Source organism: Pseudomonas sp. RIT-562, from assembly GCF_026241895.1.
In the GTDB taxonomy this organism is placed as follows: domain Bacteria; phylum Pseudomonadota; class Gammaproteobacteria; order Pseudomonadales; family Pseudomonadaceae; genus Aquipseudomonas; species Aquipseudomonas mandelii_F.
Genome location: NZ_JAPJIV010000003.1, coordinates 58,583 through 75,352 on the forward strand (window position 1 = coordinate 58,583; position 16,770 = coordinate 75,352).

Consider the following 16,770-nt stretch of genomic DNA (forward strand, 5'->3'; position numbering starts at 1 on the left):
GTAGGAAAGCTGCGTTTTTCGGCAGGGATGGAGAGAAACGTCGCACCGAGCTAACTGAAACTTCCTACGTTGCGCAGGAAGATTTCAGACAGTCTATCCGTATCGGCCAGGTGTGTCCGCGGCAGGCCAACCGGCCAACACACGAACACGACCTGGCACCCCTCACTCAGGACGACAAGTAGGACGAACGGGTCAGGCCCAGACGCAAGGCGTCGAGGAACTGGGTGCGCTCGGCGGCAGTGATGCGCGCGCTGGCGCACTTGTCGCGGTAGTGGGTCATCAGCTCTTCAGGCGACAAGTGCACATAGCGCAGCATGTCTTCGATGGTGTCGTGGGTTTCGATACCGGCGTGGTACACACTGCCGTCAGCGTTCTGGTAGATGTTCACCGAGTCGGTGTCGCCGAACAGGTTGTGCATGTCGCCGAGAATCTCCTGGTACGCGCCAACCAGGAAGATGCCCAGCAGGTAGTCTTCGCCCTCGTTCAGACCGTGTACCGGCAGGCTGGTCTCGATGCTCTGCTCGTCGACGTACTGCTTGATCTTACCGTCGGAGTCGCAGGTCAGGTCTTGCAGCACGGCGCGGCGCAGCGGCTCTTCGTCGAGACGGTGCAGCGGCAGGATCGGCAGGACCTGGCCGATCGCCCAGGTGTCCGGCAGGCTCTGGAATACCGAAAAGTTGCAGATGTACTTGTCGGCCAACTTGTCGTTGAGTTCGTCGAGCACCTGGCGGTGCGAACGCTGGCGGGCCTTCAACGAGTTGTGCAGGCGACGGCACACGGCGAAGTAGCATTGCTCGGCCAGGGCTTTTTCAGCCAGGGTCAGCTTGCCATCGGCGTACTGGGTAGCCACGTCGCTCATGTAGTGAGTAGCGCGCCAGTAGGTTTCGGTGACCATCTCGATGTCGGTCGGACCCAGCAGGTCCACCAGCCACTGCACGGTTTCCGGCAGCGCTTCCTTGTTCTCGATCTGCGGCACGTCGTCGTTGTGTTTCTCGACGTCGGTGACCTGCACCACCAGCATGGCGTGGTGCGCAGTCAGCGAACGACCGCTCTCGGAGAAGATGTTCGGGTGCGGCAGGCTCTGCGCATCGCAGAACTCCTTGAGCATCCCGACCACGACTCCGGCGTAATCGTCCATGTCGTAGTTGATCGAGCTGGCGTTGCGCGAGTGGGTACCGTCGTAGTCAACGCCCAGACCGCCGCCAACGTCGATGTGATCCACCGGCAGGCCGAGGTTGCGCAGTTCGCCGTAGTAACGAATCGCTTCCTTGAAACCGTGCTGGTAGTCCGCCAGGTTGGCGATCTGCGAGCCCATGTGAAAGTGCAGCAGGCGAATGCCCTGGTCCAGGCCGGCGGCGCGGAAACGCTCGACCACAGACAGCAGTTGTGCTGCCGACAGACCGAACTTGGATTTTTCGCCACCGGTGTCGGCCCATTTGGACGATGCCAGGGAGGACAGGCGCACGCGCAGGCCGACCTGGGGCTTGACCTTCAGCGAGGCGGCCTCTTCGATCACCAGCTCAACTTCGGATTCTTTCTCGATCACGATGAATACGTTGTGGCCGAGTTTCTGCCCCATCAGCGCCAGGCGGATGAACTCACGGTCCTTGTAACCGTTGCAGACAATGGTGCCGCCCTTCGGTGCCAGCGCCAGCACAGCCAGCAGCTCTGGCTTGGAGCCGGCTTCCAGGCCGATGGAGACATTCTGGGTGGCGATGATGTTTTCGATCACCGCCTCCTGCTGGTTGACCTTGATCGGGTACAGCGCGGTGTACTTGCTCTGGTATTCCAGGCGTTCGATGTTCGAATCGAAAGCACCGGTCAGCTGACGCACGCGGTCTTGCAGGATATCCGGGAAACGGACCAGCAGTGGCAAGGACAGCCCGCTCTTGCGCAGCTGGTCGACTTGCTCGAACAGGTCGATAGGCGAACTGGCAGGGCCGTTCGGACGAACCTCGACGCGACCGGCGTCATTGATCGCGAAATACCCGGCCCCCCAATGGCGGATCCCGTAAACACTGCGGCTGTCCGCAACTGTCCATTGGCTGCCATCGTCTTTGCGTGTGCGTCGTACGGACATTGAAGTCCCCTATAAAGAAGTCATAGAGCGTCGCCTGGGTTCAGGCCGGCGCAGTCTAAAGAATGAAAATGACGGTTCGTCAACGAGGGGGTAGACCTCGCCAACTGCAGTGAGTTTAGAAACCGGTCAGAACAGGCTCTGTGAAAACCATGTGGACGACACCAACCCTGCTGTCAGGGCTGGATCAAGTCGAGGGTGGTTTTCACAGAGGCTGCTAGCCGCCGGACTTCTTTGCCTTGAAACCGAGCTTGATCAGTTCGGCCAAGAGTAGCTCGACATGATCGCCCTGGATTTCAATGATTCCGTCTTTCAACGCGCCACCGGTCCCGCAACGTTTCTTCAACGTGGTCGCCAGGTCCTTGAGCGCGTCTTCTGCCAGCGGCACGCCGGTGATGGTGGTCACCGTCTTGCCGCCACGGCCCTTGCTTTCGCGACGCACGCGAGCAATGCCGTCGCCGGCCGGGATCACGGTCTGTTTGCAGATGCAGGCGTCCACCGGTTTACTGCACTCGGGGCAATGACGACCTGCGTCGGTGGAAAATACCAGGCCACCAAGGGCGGCGAAGGATGCGGCTTTTTTGGCCACCGGCAATCCTCTTGGGAGGACAAAGACTGGTCGCAGCGCATGGCTATCGACCGCGAAGCCCCACTCAGGCAGGGGCAGCGCTACTGAACCGAATAAACCGACGTAGGAGCTGACGAGTGCAACGAGGCTGCGATCTTTTGACCTCGAATCAAAGGCGAAATCAAAAGATCGCAGCCTGCGGCAGCTCCTACGCTGGACAATGCCGGTTCAGCTTTAAAAGGTCGCGCAGTGTAACGGCAAAAACGCCGATTGCTAAGAGCCAATCGGCGCCAATTTATAGCTCTTTTGCGACGTCTTTCCCGCAGGCGCGAAGATAGCGCTTCAATGCTGCCAGCGAGTCCGGGCAGTAAGGCTTCTGCTGGATTTCCTGCATGACCTGATCGATGGGCAGAAAACGCGCTTCAACCACCTCCTCCGGCTGCAGGACCAACGGCCCGTCCCACACTGCGGAGAACGCCGAACACCACAGGCGATTGCCGGTGTCTTCGAAAAAGAAATGGTCGTGGGCGGTCAATTCCACCCCGCTCACACCCAGTTCTTCCTCCAGCTCCCGTGCGGCTGACTCGGCGTAGGTCTCGGTGGCCAGCACCATGCCGCCAGCAGCGACGTCCCAGTAGCCGGGGTAGATCGCTTTGCTCAAGGTGCGGCGGTGCACGCACAGTTCACCTGCTGAATTGAACAGCATGATGTACGTGCCACGCCCGATCAGGCCACGTTCGCGCAGATCGGACCGCACCAGGGCGCCGAGCAGGTTGTCCTGCTCGTCGACCCAGGCAATCTGTTCGGCGTCCGAGGCCGCGCGGTGGGCGGCCTCATTGTTGCTGTCGACCATGACTCAGCCCTGGTTGAGCAATTGACGCAAGTCGATCACTGCGGCGTTCGCCCGGGAAATGTAGTTGGCCATGACCAGCGAGTGGTTGGCCAGTACGCCAAAGCCGCTGCCGTTAAGGATCATCGGGCTCCAGACAGGCTCCTGCGAAGCTTCCAGCTCACGGATGATCTGACGCACGCTGACCGTGGCATTTTTCTTCGCCAGCACGTCGGCAAAGTCGACTTCGATGGCGCGCAGCAGGTGGGACAAGGCCCATGCCTGGCCGCGTGCTTCGTAGAATACGTTGTCGATCTGCATCCACGGGGTTTCGACGATTTCCTCGTCAACCTGCGGCACCTGGCCTGGGGCCACGACTTCGGTTTTCAATGCGGTGTTGAGCTTGACCCGGCCAACACTCGCCGACAGGCGCTGCGACAGCGAACCCAGGCGTGTACCTACATCCCCCAACCAGTTATTGAGGTTGTCGGCACGGGCGTAGAACAGCGCATTTTTCTGCGAAGGGTCGGACAGGCGAGCCTGGTAGCGGCTCAGGGAATTGATGCCTTCCTGATACTCGGACTCGCTGGACGGCAGCACCCAGCTCTTGTTGTCGAAGTTGAAACGCGGCTCGGCCTTGGCCAGGTCGGAGTCTTCAGCCGACTGCGACTGCGAGCGGGCGAAGTCTTTACGCAAGGCGCGCGTCAGGTCGCGAACCTGCACCAGCACCCCGTATTCCCAGCTTGGCGTGTTGTCCATCCACAGGCCTGGCGGGAAACGGTCGTTGGAAATATAACCACCCGGCTTGGTCAGCAAGGTGTCGGCAACGGTCTTGAGGGTTTCAACCGTGGTGTAGCCGATGACCATCTGCTTGCCTTCCTTCTCGGCAGCGACCTGGGCGTTCTGCTGGACCGGAAACAGCGCCGGCTCCTGGCTCCAGTACCAGCCAAGGGCGATGGCCACCAACAGGTACAAGCCGATCAACGTGGCCAGCGCCCGGCTGAACAACAGGCCACCTATATAGCTGCGGGTGGCCGATTTTGGTTCAGCGGCACGTTCAGGGGCGCTGCCCGCGCGGTTCTTCCAGTCCAGCATGGCGATATCCTTTCAATCACTTGAGTTCATCGGTTCGACCACAACCCTACGCCATCGTGCCTCGTTTGCCGCGCATAATCTGGTCGATGCACAACTATAAATGAACCACGCGCCTTATGTCCGCGACTCGCCGGTCACAAACTGAATAGGCTCGCTTTGCAGATTATTGACATGCGACACTGATCCGCGCTCGGAAGAGATGCTAGCATAGAGCCACCAGTCGATCTCAGCATGCACCCTAACTAGTAGTCAGGATATGACCGAGCCAGAAGACCCCAGCCGTGAGCGCCTCAAGCACCACTTTGCCCAGCGGGTAATTCATCAGGCACGTCAGATTCTTGAGATATGGCAACGCCTGCAGCGCAGCGAGTGGTCGGCCACCGACCTGGCAGAGCTGGGCGAAGCCAACCTGCGCCTGCTGCGGTTCGCCGAGCGCTTCGAGCAACCGGAACACATGCAGCTGGCCCGCCAGATCGGTCTGTCCCTTGACGCGGTCGAGACCAATCGCGGTCGCCTCAGCAGCAGCCTGATCACCGACCTCAACCGCCTGATGCAGCGCCTCTCGCGTACCGGCCTGCGCCAAGGCGATCAGCTCGATCAAACGTTCCTGCCGCCACTGCGCAAACCGATCTACGTTTTGTTGCAAGATCACGACCGCGCCGAGCGCCTGGCCAAACAGCTGGAATTTTTCGGGCTCAGTGCCCAGCCCCTCGACAGTGTGGCGGCGTTTCGTTCCTCGATGGTCGAGCGCCTGCCCGCCGCGATCGTCATGGACGTGGACTTCAGTGGACCCGGCATCGGCCTCAAGCTGGCCGCCGAAGCCCAGGAAGGTCTGGAACAGCAACTGCCGCTGCTGTTCTTCAGCCTCAATGAAACCGACACCCCGACCCGCCTCGCCGCCGTGCGTGCCGGTGGCCAGGAATTTCTCACCGGCACCCTCGAAGCATCGAGCCTGCTGGAAAAGATCGAAGTCCTGACCTGCGTCGCCCAGTACGAACCGTTCAAAGTGCTGATCATCGACGATTCCCGCGCCCAGGCCATGCACACCGAACGCTTGCTCAATAGCGCCGGGATTGTCACGCGAACCTTGATCGAGCCTATCCAGGCCATGGCCGAACTCGCCGACTTCCAGCCCGATCTGATCATCCTCGACATGTATATGCCGGCCTGCACCGGCACCGAATTGGCCAAGGTGATCCGCCACAACGACCGATACGTCAGCGTGCCGATCATCTACCTTTCAGCCGAGGACGATCTGGACAAGCAGCTCGACGCGATGAGCGAAGGCGGCGACGACTTCCTGACCAAACCGATCAAGCCGCGCCACCTGATCACCACGGTGCGTAACCGTGCGGCGCGGGCGCGCAACCTCAAAGCGCGGATGGTGCGCGACAGCCTGACAGGCCTGTACAACCACACCCATATCCTGCAATTGCTGGAAGATTGCAGCTTTCGCGCGCGCCGCGAGAACAAGCCGCTCAGCTTCGCGATGCTCGATATCGACCACTTCAAGCGGGTCAATGACAGCCACGGCCATCCGATGGGCGACCGGGTGATCAAGAGCCTGGCCTTGTTCCTCAAGCAGCGCCTGCGCAAGACCGACTTCATCGGCCGCTACGGTGGCGAAGAGTTTGCCATTGTGATGCCCGACACAGACCTCGAGTCCGCCCACAAGGTGCTCGATGAAATCCGCCAGCGCTTCGCCGAAATTCACTATCCGGCGCAGCCCCAGGACCTGTGGTGCACCTTCAGTGCCGGGGTGGTGGACCTCGGTGAGCACTCCGACAGCCTGATGATGGCGAGCCAGGCTGACGAGGCGCTGTACCGGGCCAAGCATGCCGGGCGCAACCGCGTGCAGTCTTCGCGGGAATCAAAGCAAAAGGCCATCATTTCATCCGAATCCACCGAACTGGTCATAACCCTGTAACAGAAACGCAATAACTTCAGGCGCTTACCATTCTGCCGTTGGTAGTCCCGCGATGCGCCTGAAGTTGCTGACCAATCTCAACACCCTCCTTTTAGTCGCCGTGTGCGCCGCACTGGGCGCCACCCTCTGGTGGTCGCAAAAAGCCCTGGAACGCCCCTATTTATTGATGGAGCGCTACCTGGGCCTGTCCCAGCAGTTTCAGAACCAGGTGGCGCGCAACGTCCAGGATTACCTTGCCAGTGGCGATGCCCTGCGCCTGAGCAGTGCTGGCCAGGCGCTCGATGAGCTGAAAACCCAGCTGGATCAACTGCCGCCATCCCTGGCCGACTCCGTACGCCCCAGCCTTGCGGATCTTGAAGGATTCAGCAAAACCGAACTGCTGGCCGCCGGCAAGCTCGCAGGCGACCCCCAGGCATTGTTACTGCAGGCTGAGCGGGAACTGGGGGCGAATCTTGACCAGCTCAGCCAATATGCCAGCCGCAATGCGGACTACCTGACGCCCTTGCTGGCGGCCTCGCAACACTTGGGCAAACTGTCGTTGGCTCGGGACAAACTGGTTGGCAGTGGCCGCAGCGAACTGGCCGCGGAGGTCGAGCGCGAAGTCGGTAATATCCGCGCCCAGGCCACTACCCTGGAGGCCCTGCCGTTGCTGGGCATCGCCGTAAGCAGCGAATCGAACACCGATGATTTTGCCGCCATGATGGGCCTGGAGAACACTGAAAAGTCTGCCGCCGAAGATGCCGGCGTCGCACTTAAACGTGAACTCAACAGCCTGTTGACCCGTTACCCCGCCGAGCTCGCCCGCACTCGCGAGCAGATCGAAAAACGCAGCGAGCTCAGCGCTGCGACCCATCGAAAAATCACCGCCGTGCAGCAGTCCATCGCCGATCTGGAGCCGACAGTCCGCGCACAACATGGCCAGATCCAGAGTGAAGTGCGGCTGTTGCAAGGGTTGATGATCGGCCTGATCCTGCTGATTGCATTGCTCATCGACACCCTGCAAAGGCGCCTGGCGCGCACCCTGACCAACCTCGCACCGGCCCTGTCGACTTGGGCCGAGGGCGATTTCAGCCGGGACATCGAACTGGGCAAGACCAATCGCGAACTGCATGACATTCAGGCCTCACTCAACCGCCTTCGGGCTTACCTGGTTGACCTGGTGGGGACTATTCGCCTCAACGCCGAGCAAGTCGCTGGCAGCAGTCGCACCCTGGCCGAGTTGAGCAACGAACTGCACAGCGGCGCGGAGGATCAGGCGGGCGACACCGCGATGATTCGCGATTCTCTTGGCGAACTGGAGGCCACGATCCAGCAGGTTGCCGGCGATGCCAGCCAGGCCGCCGACGCCAGCCGCCATGCCGGACTGGCGGTGGAGCATGGGCAGAAAGTCATCGGCCTGAGCCTCGCCGGGCTGCATTCCCTGGTAGGAGAGGTGCAAGGCAATGCGCAGATGATTGAACATCTGGCCGAGGAGTCGGCCACTATTGGCGGAGTGCTGACGGTGATCCGCTCGATTGCCGACCAGACCAACCTGCTGGCCCTGAACGCGGCCATCGAGGCTGCTCGTGCCGGGGAGATGGGGCGCGGGTTTGCCGTGGTCGCGGAGGAAGTGCGCTCACTGGCGCAACGCACGGCGGGTGCCACGGCGCAAATTCAGACCTTGATCGCCGGGTTGCAAAGTGCCGCACGGCAATCGGTCGAAGGCATGCGCACCCAAGTCGAACATGCGCAGTCCACGGCCAACCAGGCCCAGGCGGCCGATGGCGCGCTGGATAAAATCGTCGGCGCAATCCAGACCATTTCCGACACGGCTGTGCGCATTGCCGATGTGACTGCGCAACAGAGCGGCGCTGTCAGCGAGATCCGCGATCACAGCGAACGGATTCACCAGTTGGGTGGGGATAACTTGCTGCGAATTGGCGAAGGGCGCGAACAAGGGGAGCATTTGCTGGTGCTGGGTGGGCGCTTGCGTACGGCCGTGCAGGCCTTTCGCGTCTGACAGTCCGCTATCGCGAGCAGGCTCACTCCTACATGGAGCAGCGCACGCCCCTGTAGGAGTGAGCCTGCTCGCGATAGCGTCAGCACATTCACCATAAATGACTGGTTTCAACAGGGCAGTCACATATCTGGCGCAATCATCGGCCATCGTGCTGGCTATTGCATAGAACTGGACAGTCACAAAGTCTTTGCGGCATAGTCGCCGGGTTCTGACAATTGCACTCGGATAACAAGGAACAGCACATGGCGACCTTCCTGGTTCTGCACGGACCCAACCTGAACTTGCTCGGCACCCGCGAACCGGGCACTTATGGCGCCACGACGCTGGCCCAGATCAACCAGGACCTGGAACGTCGAGCCCGCGAAGCCGGCCACCATTTGCTGCACCTGCAGAGCAATGCCGAGTACGAATTGATCGACCGCATCCACGCTGCCCGCAGTGAAGGCGTGGACTTCATCCTGATCAATCCAGCAGCTTTTACGCACACAAGTGTCGCTTTACGTGACGCGCTGCTGGCGGTGAGCATCCCATTCATCGAAGTGCATTTGTCTAACGTGCACAAACGCGAACCTTTCCGCCATCACTCTTACTTCTCCGACGTAGCGGTGGGAGTGATCTGCGGCCTTGGCGCCAGCGGTTATCGACTGGCCCTGGAGGCCGCACTAGAGCAGCTTGAAAGACAGGCAACGACTTGAACAACAAGCGTTAAACGCCCCTGACCGACCCTTGGGAGTTGATGATTCATGGATATCCGTAAAGTTAAGAAACTGATCGAATTGCTGGAAGAGTCCGGCATCGACGAGCTCGAGATCAAGGAAGGCGAAGAGTCCGTACGTATCAGCCGCCACAGCAAGACTCCAGCTCAACAGTACTACGCACCGGCTCCAATGCACGCTCCGGCTCCAGCGCCTGCCGCTGCCGCCCCGGTTGCCGCCGCCGCGCCTGCTGCTGCAGCAGCTCCAGTACTGAACGGCACCGTCGCCCGTTCGCCAATGGTGGGCACTTTCTACCGCAAATCTTCGCCAAGCTCGCCGTCCTTCGTTGAAGTCGGGCAGACCGTGAAGAAAGGCGACACCCTGTGCATCGTTGAAGCGATGAAGATGATGAACCACATCGAAGCTGAAACCAGCGGTGTGATCGAATCCATCCTCGTCGAAGACGGCCAGCCGGTTGAGTACGACCAACCGCTGTTCACCATCGTTTGAACCGCGGAGAAACTTTGATGACTGCGAAGTTGGAAAAAGTTCTGATCGCCAACCGCGGTGAGATTGCCCTGCGGATCCTGCGTGCCTGTAAAGAAATGGGCATCAAGACTGTCGCCGTTTACTCCAAGGCTGACAAGGAGCTGATGCACCTGGGCCTGGCAGACGAATCCGTCTGCATCGGTCCGGCATCGGCCGCCCACTCTTACCTGCACATCCCGGCAATCATCGCCGCAGCCGAAGTGACCGGCGCCACCGCCATTCACCCAGGTTACGGTTTCCTTGCGGAAAACGCTGATTTTGCTGAACAGGTCGAGAACTCCGGCTTCGCCTTCATCGGTCCGAAAGCCGAGACCATTCGCCTGATGGGCGACAAGGTATCGGCCAAGCACGCGATGATCGAAGCAGGCGTACCCACCGTTCCAGGTTCCGACGGCCCACTGCCGGAAGACGAAGAAACGGCGCTGCGCATTGGTCGTGAAGTTGGCTACCCGGTGATCATCAAGGCCGCTGGCGGCGGCGGTGGTCGCGGCATGCGCGTGGTGCACAAGGAAGAAGACCTGATCTCCTTCGCCAAACTGACCCGCACCGAAGCAGGCGCGGCGTTCGGCAACCCGATGGTGTATCTGGAAAAATTCCTGACCAACCCTCGCCACGTGGAAGTCCAGGTACTTTCCGACGGCCAGGGCCACGCCATCCACCTGGGCGACCGCGATTGCTCGCTGCAACGTCGTCACCAGAAAGTCCTCGAAGAAGCGCCGGCACCGGGCATCGACGAGAAGGCTCGCCAGGAAGTCCTCGCTCGCTGCGTCAAAGCGTGCATCGACATCAACTACCGTGGCGCAGGGACTTTCGAGTTCCTGTACGAGAACGGCGCGTTCTATTTCATCGAAATGAACACCCGCGTTCAGGTTGAGCACCCGGTTTCGGAAATGGTTACCGGCATCGACATCGTCAAGGAGATGCTCAGCATCGCCGCTGGCAACAAGCTGTCGTACACCCAGGAAGACGTGGTCATCCGCGGTCACGCACTTGAATGCCGGATCAATGCCGAAGATCCGAAAACCTTCATGCCGAGCCCGGGCACGGTCAAGCATTTCCACGCTCCAGGCGGCAACGGCGTTCGCGTCGATTCGCACCTGTACAGCGGTTATGCGGTTCCGCCGAACTACGACTCGTTGATCGGCAAGCTGATCACCTACGGCGCAACCCGTGACGAAGCGCTGGCGCGCATGCGCAATGCGCTGGACGAAATCGTAGTTGACGGGATCAAGACCAACATCCCGCTGCACCGCGATCTGGTCCGCGACGAAGGCTTCTGCAAGGGTGGAATCAACATCCACTACCTGGAACACAAGCTGGCTGGCGACAAGCACTAAGCTTTAGCTGGTAATCAACAAAGCCGCCTTCGGGCGGCTTTGTTGATTCTGGACGTTTCGATTTATGGACCACCACGCACACTACAGGGGGTGTCGCGTTTCAACCGAGCGGCGTTCGGAGCTGTCTACTCCCACAAACCCTCCGCGCTCGCGTAAACTTGCGCGCTTCTCGCAGCCCGCTAGGCTGCAATCTATATTTTTCAAAGGTGCCCGCCATGCCTTGGCTGCAAGTCCGTCTCGCCATCAGCCCAGAACAAGCCGAAACCTACGAAGACGCTTTCCTCGAAGTGGGCGCCGTGTCGGTGACCTTCATGGACGCTGAAGATCAGCCGATCTTCGAACCGGAACTCAACACCACCCCACTGTGGTCGCATACGCACCTGCTGGCCCTGTTCGAAGGTGGCACTGAAGCGGCCAGCGTGCTGGCTCATCTCGAGCTGCTGACCGGCAGCCCGCTGCCCGAGCATCACAGCGAAGTGATCGAAGACCAGGATTGGGAACGCAGCTGGATGGACGATTTCCAGCCAATGCGTTTTGGCCAGCGCCTGTGGATCGTTCCAAGCTGGCACGCCGCCCCCGAACCCGACGCCGTGAACATTCTGCTGGACCCGGGCCTCGCGTTTGGCACCGGCACCCACCCGACCACTGCGCTGTGCCTGGAATGGCTCGATGGCCAGGACCTGAAGGGTTGCAACGTGCTCGACTTCGGTTGCGGCTCGGGCATCCTGGCGATTGCCGCCCTATTGCTAGGCGCCAAGGAAGCCGTGGGCACCGACATCGACGTGCAGGCACTGGAAGCGTCGCGCGACAACGCCGGGCGCAACAACATTGCCGAGGCGCTGTTCCCGCTGTACCTGCCAGAAGACTTGCCACAGGTGCAGGCAGACGTATTGGTCGCCAACATCCTCGCCGGGCCGCTGGTTTCCCTGGCCCCGCAACTGTCCAGCCTGGTCAAGCCCGGCGGTCGTCTGGCACTCTCGGGCATCCTCGCCGAGCAAGGTGAAGAAGTCGCCAGGGCGTACGCCCAGGACTTCGACCTGGACCCAATTGCCAATCGCGATGGCTGGGTGCGCATCACTGGCCGTCGGCGCTAGAATGAGCGCCTGCATAAACCGGATCGACGCATGACCGACAGCTTCGTCACTCAGTGCCCGCATTGCCAAAAGAGCTTCCGCGTCAGCCATGCCCAGTTGAGCGTGGCCCGCGGGGTAGTTCGTTGCGGCTCGTGCCTGCAGGTGTTCAATGCCGCCAAGCAGTTGCTGGAGCAGCAGGCCGGCAAGGATTCAGTTACTACGCCGATGCCAGTCAGCGTCGAGCCGCCAGAGCAACGGGCCATCAGCCTGAAACAATGGACGGCTGCCGAGCTGGATCTGGACAGCATGGACCTGGACGAAGAACTGGCACGACTCGAACAGCGGGAGATCCAGCCGACCACCGAGTTCGGCCGGCACCGCGAAGACTCGTTGAGCGCACGACGGGACAGTGTTGAACATGACGAAGCGTCGTGGTCCGACAGCCTTTACAGCGAGTCGGCTGCCGACCGCGCCCAGGTCACGCACATCGATGAAGAGCCCGCACCGGTATTCTCCCCGCTGAAACCGGCCCGCACTGAACCTTCACTGACCTTGGAGCTGGTCGAGCTCGACGACGAGCCGCGCCCTCCCCTGGTACGCCAGGAACTGCTGCTGGAGCCCGAGCCCGCGCCGCAACGCCTGTCTGCAGTATCGGCAACTGATGATCTGGATGACGATCTGCCGTCAATCGAGCCGCTGCGTAAAAAGCGCAGCGAACCAGCGATGCGTGCCGAAGTCCTGCAGGACCTCACCGACGATCCGCTGCAACTCGACTGGCAAAAGCGCCGTTCGCCCTGGGGCCGCCGTTTCATCTGGCTGTTCCTGGTGGTGCTTGCCGCACTCGCATTGGGCGGCCAATACGTTGCCTATCATTTCGAAGAACTCGCGCGCCAGGACCAGTACCGCCCCTGGTTCCAACAGCTGTGCCCGCAGATCGGCTGCACCGTGCCGTCCAAGGTCGACATCGCGAAAATCAAGAGCAGCAACCTGGTAGTACGCAGCCACCCGGAGTTCAGCGGAGCCCTGGTGGTCGACGCGATCATCTACAATCGCGCGCCGTTCTCCCAGCCATTCCCTCTGTTGGAGCTGCGCTTTGCCGACCTCAACGGTCACCTCATCGCCAGCCGTCGGTTCAAACCCGGCGAGTACCTCAACGGCGACCTCGAAGGCATGGCGGAAATGCCCCCGCAGACGCCGATCCACATCGCGCTGGATATCCTTGATCCAGGCTCGAAAGCGGTGAACTACAGCCTCAGTTTCCATTCGCCAGAGTGAAACGGTTCACTGATCCGCCCTTGACGGCGGATTTCTGACTTCACCCGTCCGAACCAAACCGCTGGCGATAACAGAATAACTGTTCAGATTTTGTTCAATTCAGCCTTTATCCAGTCATCGAGAGCGGGTATCATGCCAACCCTTTTTCGAACTCTCATGATCCGGCCCCACAACAGGGAAGTCCTATGTCGGCGGTACGCATCGGTCCATATACATTGCACAACGGCTTGATTCTCGCCCCCATGGCGGGTGTCACCGACCAACCCTTTCGTCAGCTGTGCAAGCGACTGGGCGCCGGGCTGGTAGTTTCGGAAATGGTCACCAGCGACATGAGTTTGTGGAACACCCGCAAGTCACGCATGCGCATGATCCACGAAGGTGATCCCGAGCCCCGCTCGGTACAGATCGCCGGTGGCGATGCGCAGATGCTGGCCGATGCGGCACGGGCCAACGTCGAACTGGGCGCACAGATTATTGACATCAACATGGGCTGCCCGGCGAAGAAGGTCTGCAACAAGGCCGCCGGCTCTGCACTGTTGAAGGATGAAGCGTTGGTGACCGAGATCCTGCAGGCCGTCGTGGCCGCAGTCGATGTGCCGGTCACCCTGAAGATCCGAACCGGCTGGGACCGGGACAACAAGAACGGCCTGACGGTGGCGAAGATCGCCGAGCAGGCAGGAATCACGGCGCTGGCGGTGCATGGCCGCACCCGTGCCGACCTGTATACCGGTGAAGCCGAGTACGACACCATCGCTGCGATCAAGCAGGCGGTGTCGATCCCGGTGTTTGCCAATGGCGATATCGATTCGCCAGAAAAGGCCCGGTATGTGCTTGACGCCACCGGTGCCGATGGCCTGCTGATAGGTCGGGCTGCCCAGGGGCGGCCATGGATTTTTCGTGAGATCGAGCATTACCTGCGCACCGGTGAAAAACTTCCGGCGCTGGAACTGATCGAGGTGGAACGCATACTGCTAGAGCATTTGGCCGCGCTGCACGTTTTCTATGGAGACGTCATGGGTGTGCGCATTGCTCGCAAGCATGTGGGCTGGTATCTCGCAACCTTGCCGGGCGCCAGGGAGTTTCGCGCCCACTTCAATCGTTTGGAAGATACGGAAGCACAATGCGCCAACGTTCAGGGCTTCTTCGCCGAACGTTATAAGAGCCTGACAGGGGACGGAGAAGGGGTGGCCGCATGACGATGATGACCGAGACTTTAGTGAGTGGAACAACACCCGTGAGCGACAACGTGAATTTGAAACAGCACCTCAATACGCCTAGCGAAGAAGGCCAGACCCTTCGCGGGAGTGTCGAGAAGGCGCTGCACAATTATTTCGCCCACCTTGAGGGCGCTGCCGTCACGGATGTGTACAACCTGGTGCTCTCCGAAGTCGAGGCGCCCCTGCTCGAGTGCGTGATGAACTACGTCAAGGGCAACCAGACCAAGGCCAGCGAGCTGCTCGGACTGAACCGGGGCACGCTGCGCAAGAAACTCAAGCAGTACGATTTACTGTAAGCATTCAATCAAACCAGAAAGGCGCCCGCGTAAAACCGGTCGCCTTTTTTGCTGACTTCCTTTGCTTTTGATGGAAATTGAGATGACCGACCAGACTACCCGCCTGCCGATCCGCCGCGCCTTGATCAGCGTCTCCGACAAGACCGGGATCCTCGAATTCGCCAAGGAGCTTGAAGCCCTGGGCGTCGAGATCCTCTCCACCGGCGGAACGTTCAAGCTGCTGCGCGACAACGGCGTTGCCGCAGTGGAAGTCGCGGATTACACCGGTTTCGCAGAAATGATGGACGGTCGGGTGAAAACCCTGCACCCGAAAATCCACGGCGGCATCCTCGGTCGTCGCGGCATCGATGACGCCATCATGAGCGAGCACGGCATCAAGCCGATCGACCTGGTGGCCGTCAACCTGTACCCGTTCGAAGCCACCATCAACAAGCCAGGCTGCGACCTGCCGACCGCGATTGAAAACATCGACATCGGCGGCCCGACCATGGTCCGTTCTGCGGCCAAAAACCATAAAGACGTGGCCATCGTGGTCAACGCCAGCGACTACGCCAGCGTGCTTGAAGGTCTCAAAGCCGGTGGCCTGACCTACGCTCAGCGTTTCGACCTGATGCTCAAGGCCTTCGAGCACACCGCCGCCTACGACGGCATGATCGCTAACTACATGGGCACCGTGAACCAGGCCGCTGACACCCTCAGCACTGAAGGTCGCAGCGAGTTCCCGCGCACCTTCAACAGCCAGTTCATCAAGGCTCAGGAAATGCGCTACGGCGAGAACCCGCACCAGAGCGCGGCGTTCTATGTAGAAGCTAAGCCTGCCGAAGTCGGCATCGCCACCGCGACTCAACTGCAGGGTAAAGAGCTGTCGTACAACAACGTGGCCGACACCGACGCCGCGCTGGAATGCGTAAAGAGCTTCGTCAAGCCGGCCTGCGTGATCGTCAAGCACGCCAACCCGTGCGGCGTTGCCGTAAGCCCGGACGCCGAAGGCGGCATTCGCCAGGCCTACGAGCTGGCCTATGCCACTGATACAGAATCGGCGTTCGGCGGCATCATTGCCTTCAACCGCGAGCTGGATGCTGAGACCGCCAAGGCCATCGTCGAGCGTCAGTTCGTCGAAGTGATCATCGCCCCGTCCGTCAGCGAGGAAGCTCGCGCCATCGTCGCCGCCAAAGCCAATGTGCGCCTGCTGGCCTGTGGCGAGTGGTCGGCGGATCGCGCTGCTGCGTGGGACTACAAGCGCGTCAATGGCGGCCTGCTGGTGCAGAGCCGTGACATTGGCATGATCGGCAGCGAAGACCTGAAAGTGGTGACCAAACGCGCTCCGACCGAACAGGAAATCAACGACCTGATCTTCGCCTGGAAAGTCGCCAAGTACGTTAAATCCAACGCCATTGTCTACGCCAAGAACCGCCAGACCATCGGCGTTGGCGCTGGCCAGATGAGCCGCGTGAACTCGGCGCGTATCGCCGCGATCAAGGCTGAACATGCGGGTCTGCAGGTGCAGGGTTCGGTGATGGCATCCGACGCGTTCTTCCCGTTCCGCGACGGCCTGGACAATGCGGCCAAGGCCGGTGTTACGGCGGTGATCCAGCCGGGTGGTTCGATGCGTGATGCGGAAGTTATTGCAGCGGCCGACGAAGCCGGCATTGCCATGGTATTCACCGGCATGCGCCACTTCCGTCACTGAGTACACGATCAACTGTAGGAGTGAGCCTGCTCGCGATAGCAATTGACCAGTCAAAGCTGTAGTGACTGACACACCGCAATCGCGAGCAGGCTCACTCCTACAGAAAAGCATCTCTGCGGTGCTCCACAGAATTAGCGTCATCC

At 60.5% G+C, this 16,770-nt stretch carries 13 protein-coding genes and 1 pseudogene; 10 read left to right on the top strand and 4 right to left on the bottom strand.

Going from position 1 to position 16,770, the window contains the following annotated elements; translation table 11 throughout:
• Positions 1–166: 166 nt before the first annotated feature.
• The 4 genes from speA to ORL50_RS05210 all read right to left on the bottom strand — a co-directional run bounded on the left by speA (position 167) and on the right by ORL50_RS05210 (position 4,569).
• The gene (gene speA, locus ORL50_RS05195) at positions 167–2,080 is read right to left on the bottom strand and encodes an arginine decarboxylase (RefSeq protein WP_122841623.1); all 1,914 of its coding nucleotides are present in this window, start codon (positions 2,078–2,080) and stop codon (positions 167–169) included.
• 214 nt (positions 2,081–2,294) lie between these two features.
• Complete coding sequence (locus tag ORL50_RS05200) at positions 2,295–2,666, bottom strand: translation initiation factor Sui1 (protein WP_045060325.1); 372 nt, start codon at positions 2,664–2,666, stop codon at positions 2,295–2,297.
• A gap of 274 nt (positions 2,667–2,940) precedes the next feature.
• Positions 2,941–3,498 (bottom strand): NUDIX hydrolase, encoded by a 558-nt coding sequence (locus tag ORL50_RS05205; RefSeq protein ID WP_266010738.1) that lies wholly within the window; start codon positions 3,496–3,498, stop codon positions 2,941–2,943.
• Positions 3,499–3,501: 3 nt separating this feature from the next.
• Entirely contained in the window at positions 3,502–4,569 is a 1,068-nt protein-coding gene (locus tag ORL50_RS05210) for a DUF2333 family protein (protein ID WP_266010740.1), read from the bottom strand.
• A gap of 256 nt (positions 4,570–4,825) precedes the next feature.
• Between ORL50_RS05210 and ORL50_RS05215 the strand changes: the two genes are divergently transcribed.
• The 10 genes and pseudogenes from ORL50_RS05215 (at position 4,826) to purH (ending at position 16,627) form a co-directional block, all read left to right on the top strand.
• Entirely contained in the window at positions 4,826–6,496 is a 1,671-nt protein-coding gene (locus ORL50_RS05215) for a response regulator (protein WP_266010742.1), read from the top strand.
• A 1,483-nt stretch (positions 6,497–7,979) separates the two neighbouring features.
• Positions 7,980–8,495, top strand: a pseudogene (locus ORL50_RS29025) (methyl-accepting chemotaxis protein); the annotation flags it as partial.
• Positions 8,496–8,737: 242 nt separating this feature from the next.
• Complete coding sequence (gene aroQ, locus ORL50_RS05225; protein ID WP_247293490.1) at positions 8,738–9,190, top strand: type II 3-dehydroquinate dehydratase; 453 nt, start codon at positions 8,738–8,740, stop codon at positions 9,188–9,190.
• Between the two features lie 48 nt (positions 9,191–9,238).
• Positions 9,239–9,700 (top strand): acetyl-CoA carboxylase biotin carboxyl carrier protein, encoded by a 462-nt coding sequence (gene accB, locus ORL50_RS05230; protein ID WP_266010749.1) that lies wholly within the window; start codon positions 9,239–9,241, stop codon positions 9,698–9,700.
• A 17-nt stretch (positions 9,701–9,717) separates the two neighbouring features.
• Positions 9,718–11,076, top strand: coding sequence for an acetyl-CoA carboxylase biotin carboxylase subunit (gene accC / locus ORL50_RS05235; protein WP_266010751.1), 1,359 nt, complete (start codon positions 9,718–9,720; stop codon positions 11,074–11,076).
• A 215-nt stretch (positions 11,077–11,291) separates the two neighbouring features.
• Positions 11,292–12,170, top strand: coding sequence for a 50S ribosomal protein L11 methyltransferase (gene prmA / locus ORL50_RS05240; RefSeq protein ID WP_266010753.1), 879 nt, complete (start codon positions 11,292–11,294; stop codon positions 12,168–12,170).
• A gap of 30 nt (positions 12,171–12,200) precedes the next feature.
• Positions 12,201–13,424 carry a DUF3426 domain-containing protein gene (locus ORL50_RS05245; protein WP_266010755.1) on the top strand — a complete coding sequence of 408 codons (1,224 nt, stop codon included), beginning with the start codon at positions 12,201–12,203 and terminating at the stop codon, positions 13,422–13,424.
• Positions 13,425–13,609: 185 nt separating this feature from the next.
• Entirely contained in the window at positions 13,610–14,620 is a 1,011-nt protein-coding gene (gene dusB, locus ORL50_RS05250; RefSeq protein ID WP_266010757.1) for a tRNA dihydrouridine synthase DusB, read from the top strand.
• Complete coding sequence (gene fis, locus ORL50_RS05255; protein WP_007907419.1) at positions 14,617–14,937, top strand: DNA-binding transcriptional regulator Fis; 321 nt, start codon at positions 14,617–14,619, stop codon at positions 14,935–14,937. The genes dusB and fis overlap by 4 nt, the downstream gene beginning before the upstream one ends.
• Before the next feature lie 82 nt (positions 14,938–15,019).
• Positions 15,020–16,627 carry a bifunctional phosphoribosylaminoimidazolecarboxamide formyltransferase/IMP cyclohydrolase gene (gene purH / locus ORL50_RS05260; RefSeq protein ID WP_266010775.1) on the top strand — a complete coding sequence of 536 codons (1,608 nt, stop codon included), beginning with the start codon at positions 15,020–15,022 and terminating at the stop codon, positions 16,625–16,627.
• Positions 16,628–16,770 lie beyond the last annotated feature (143 nt).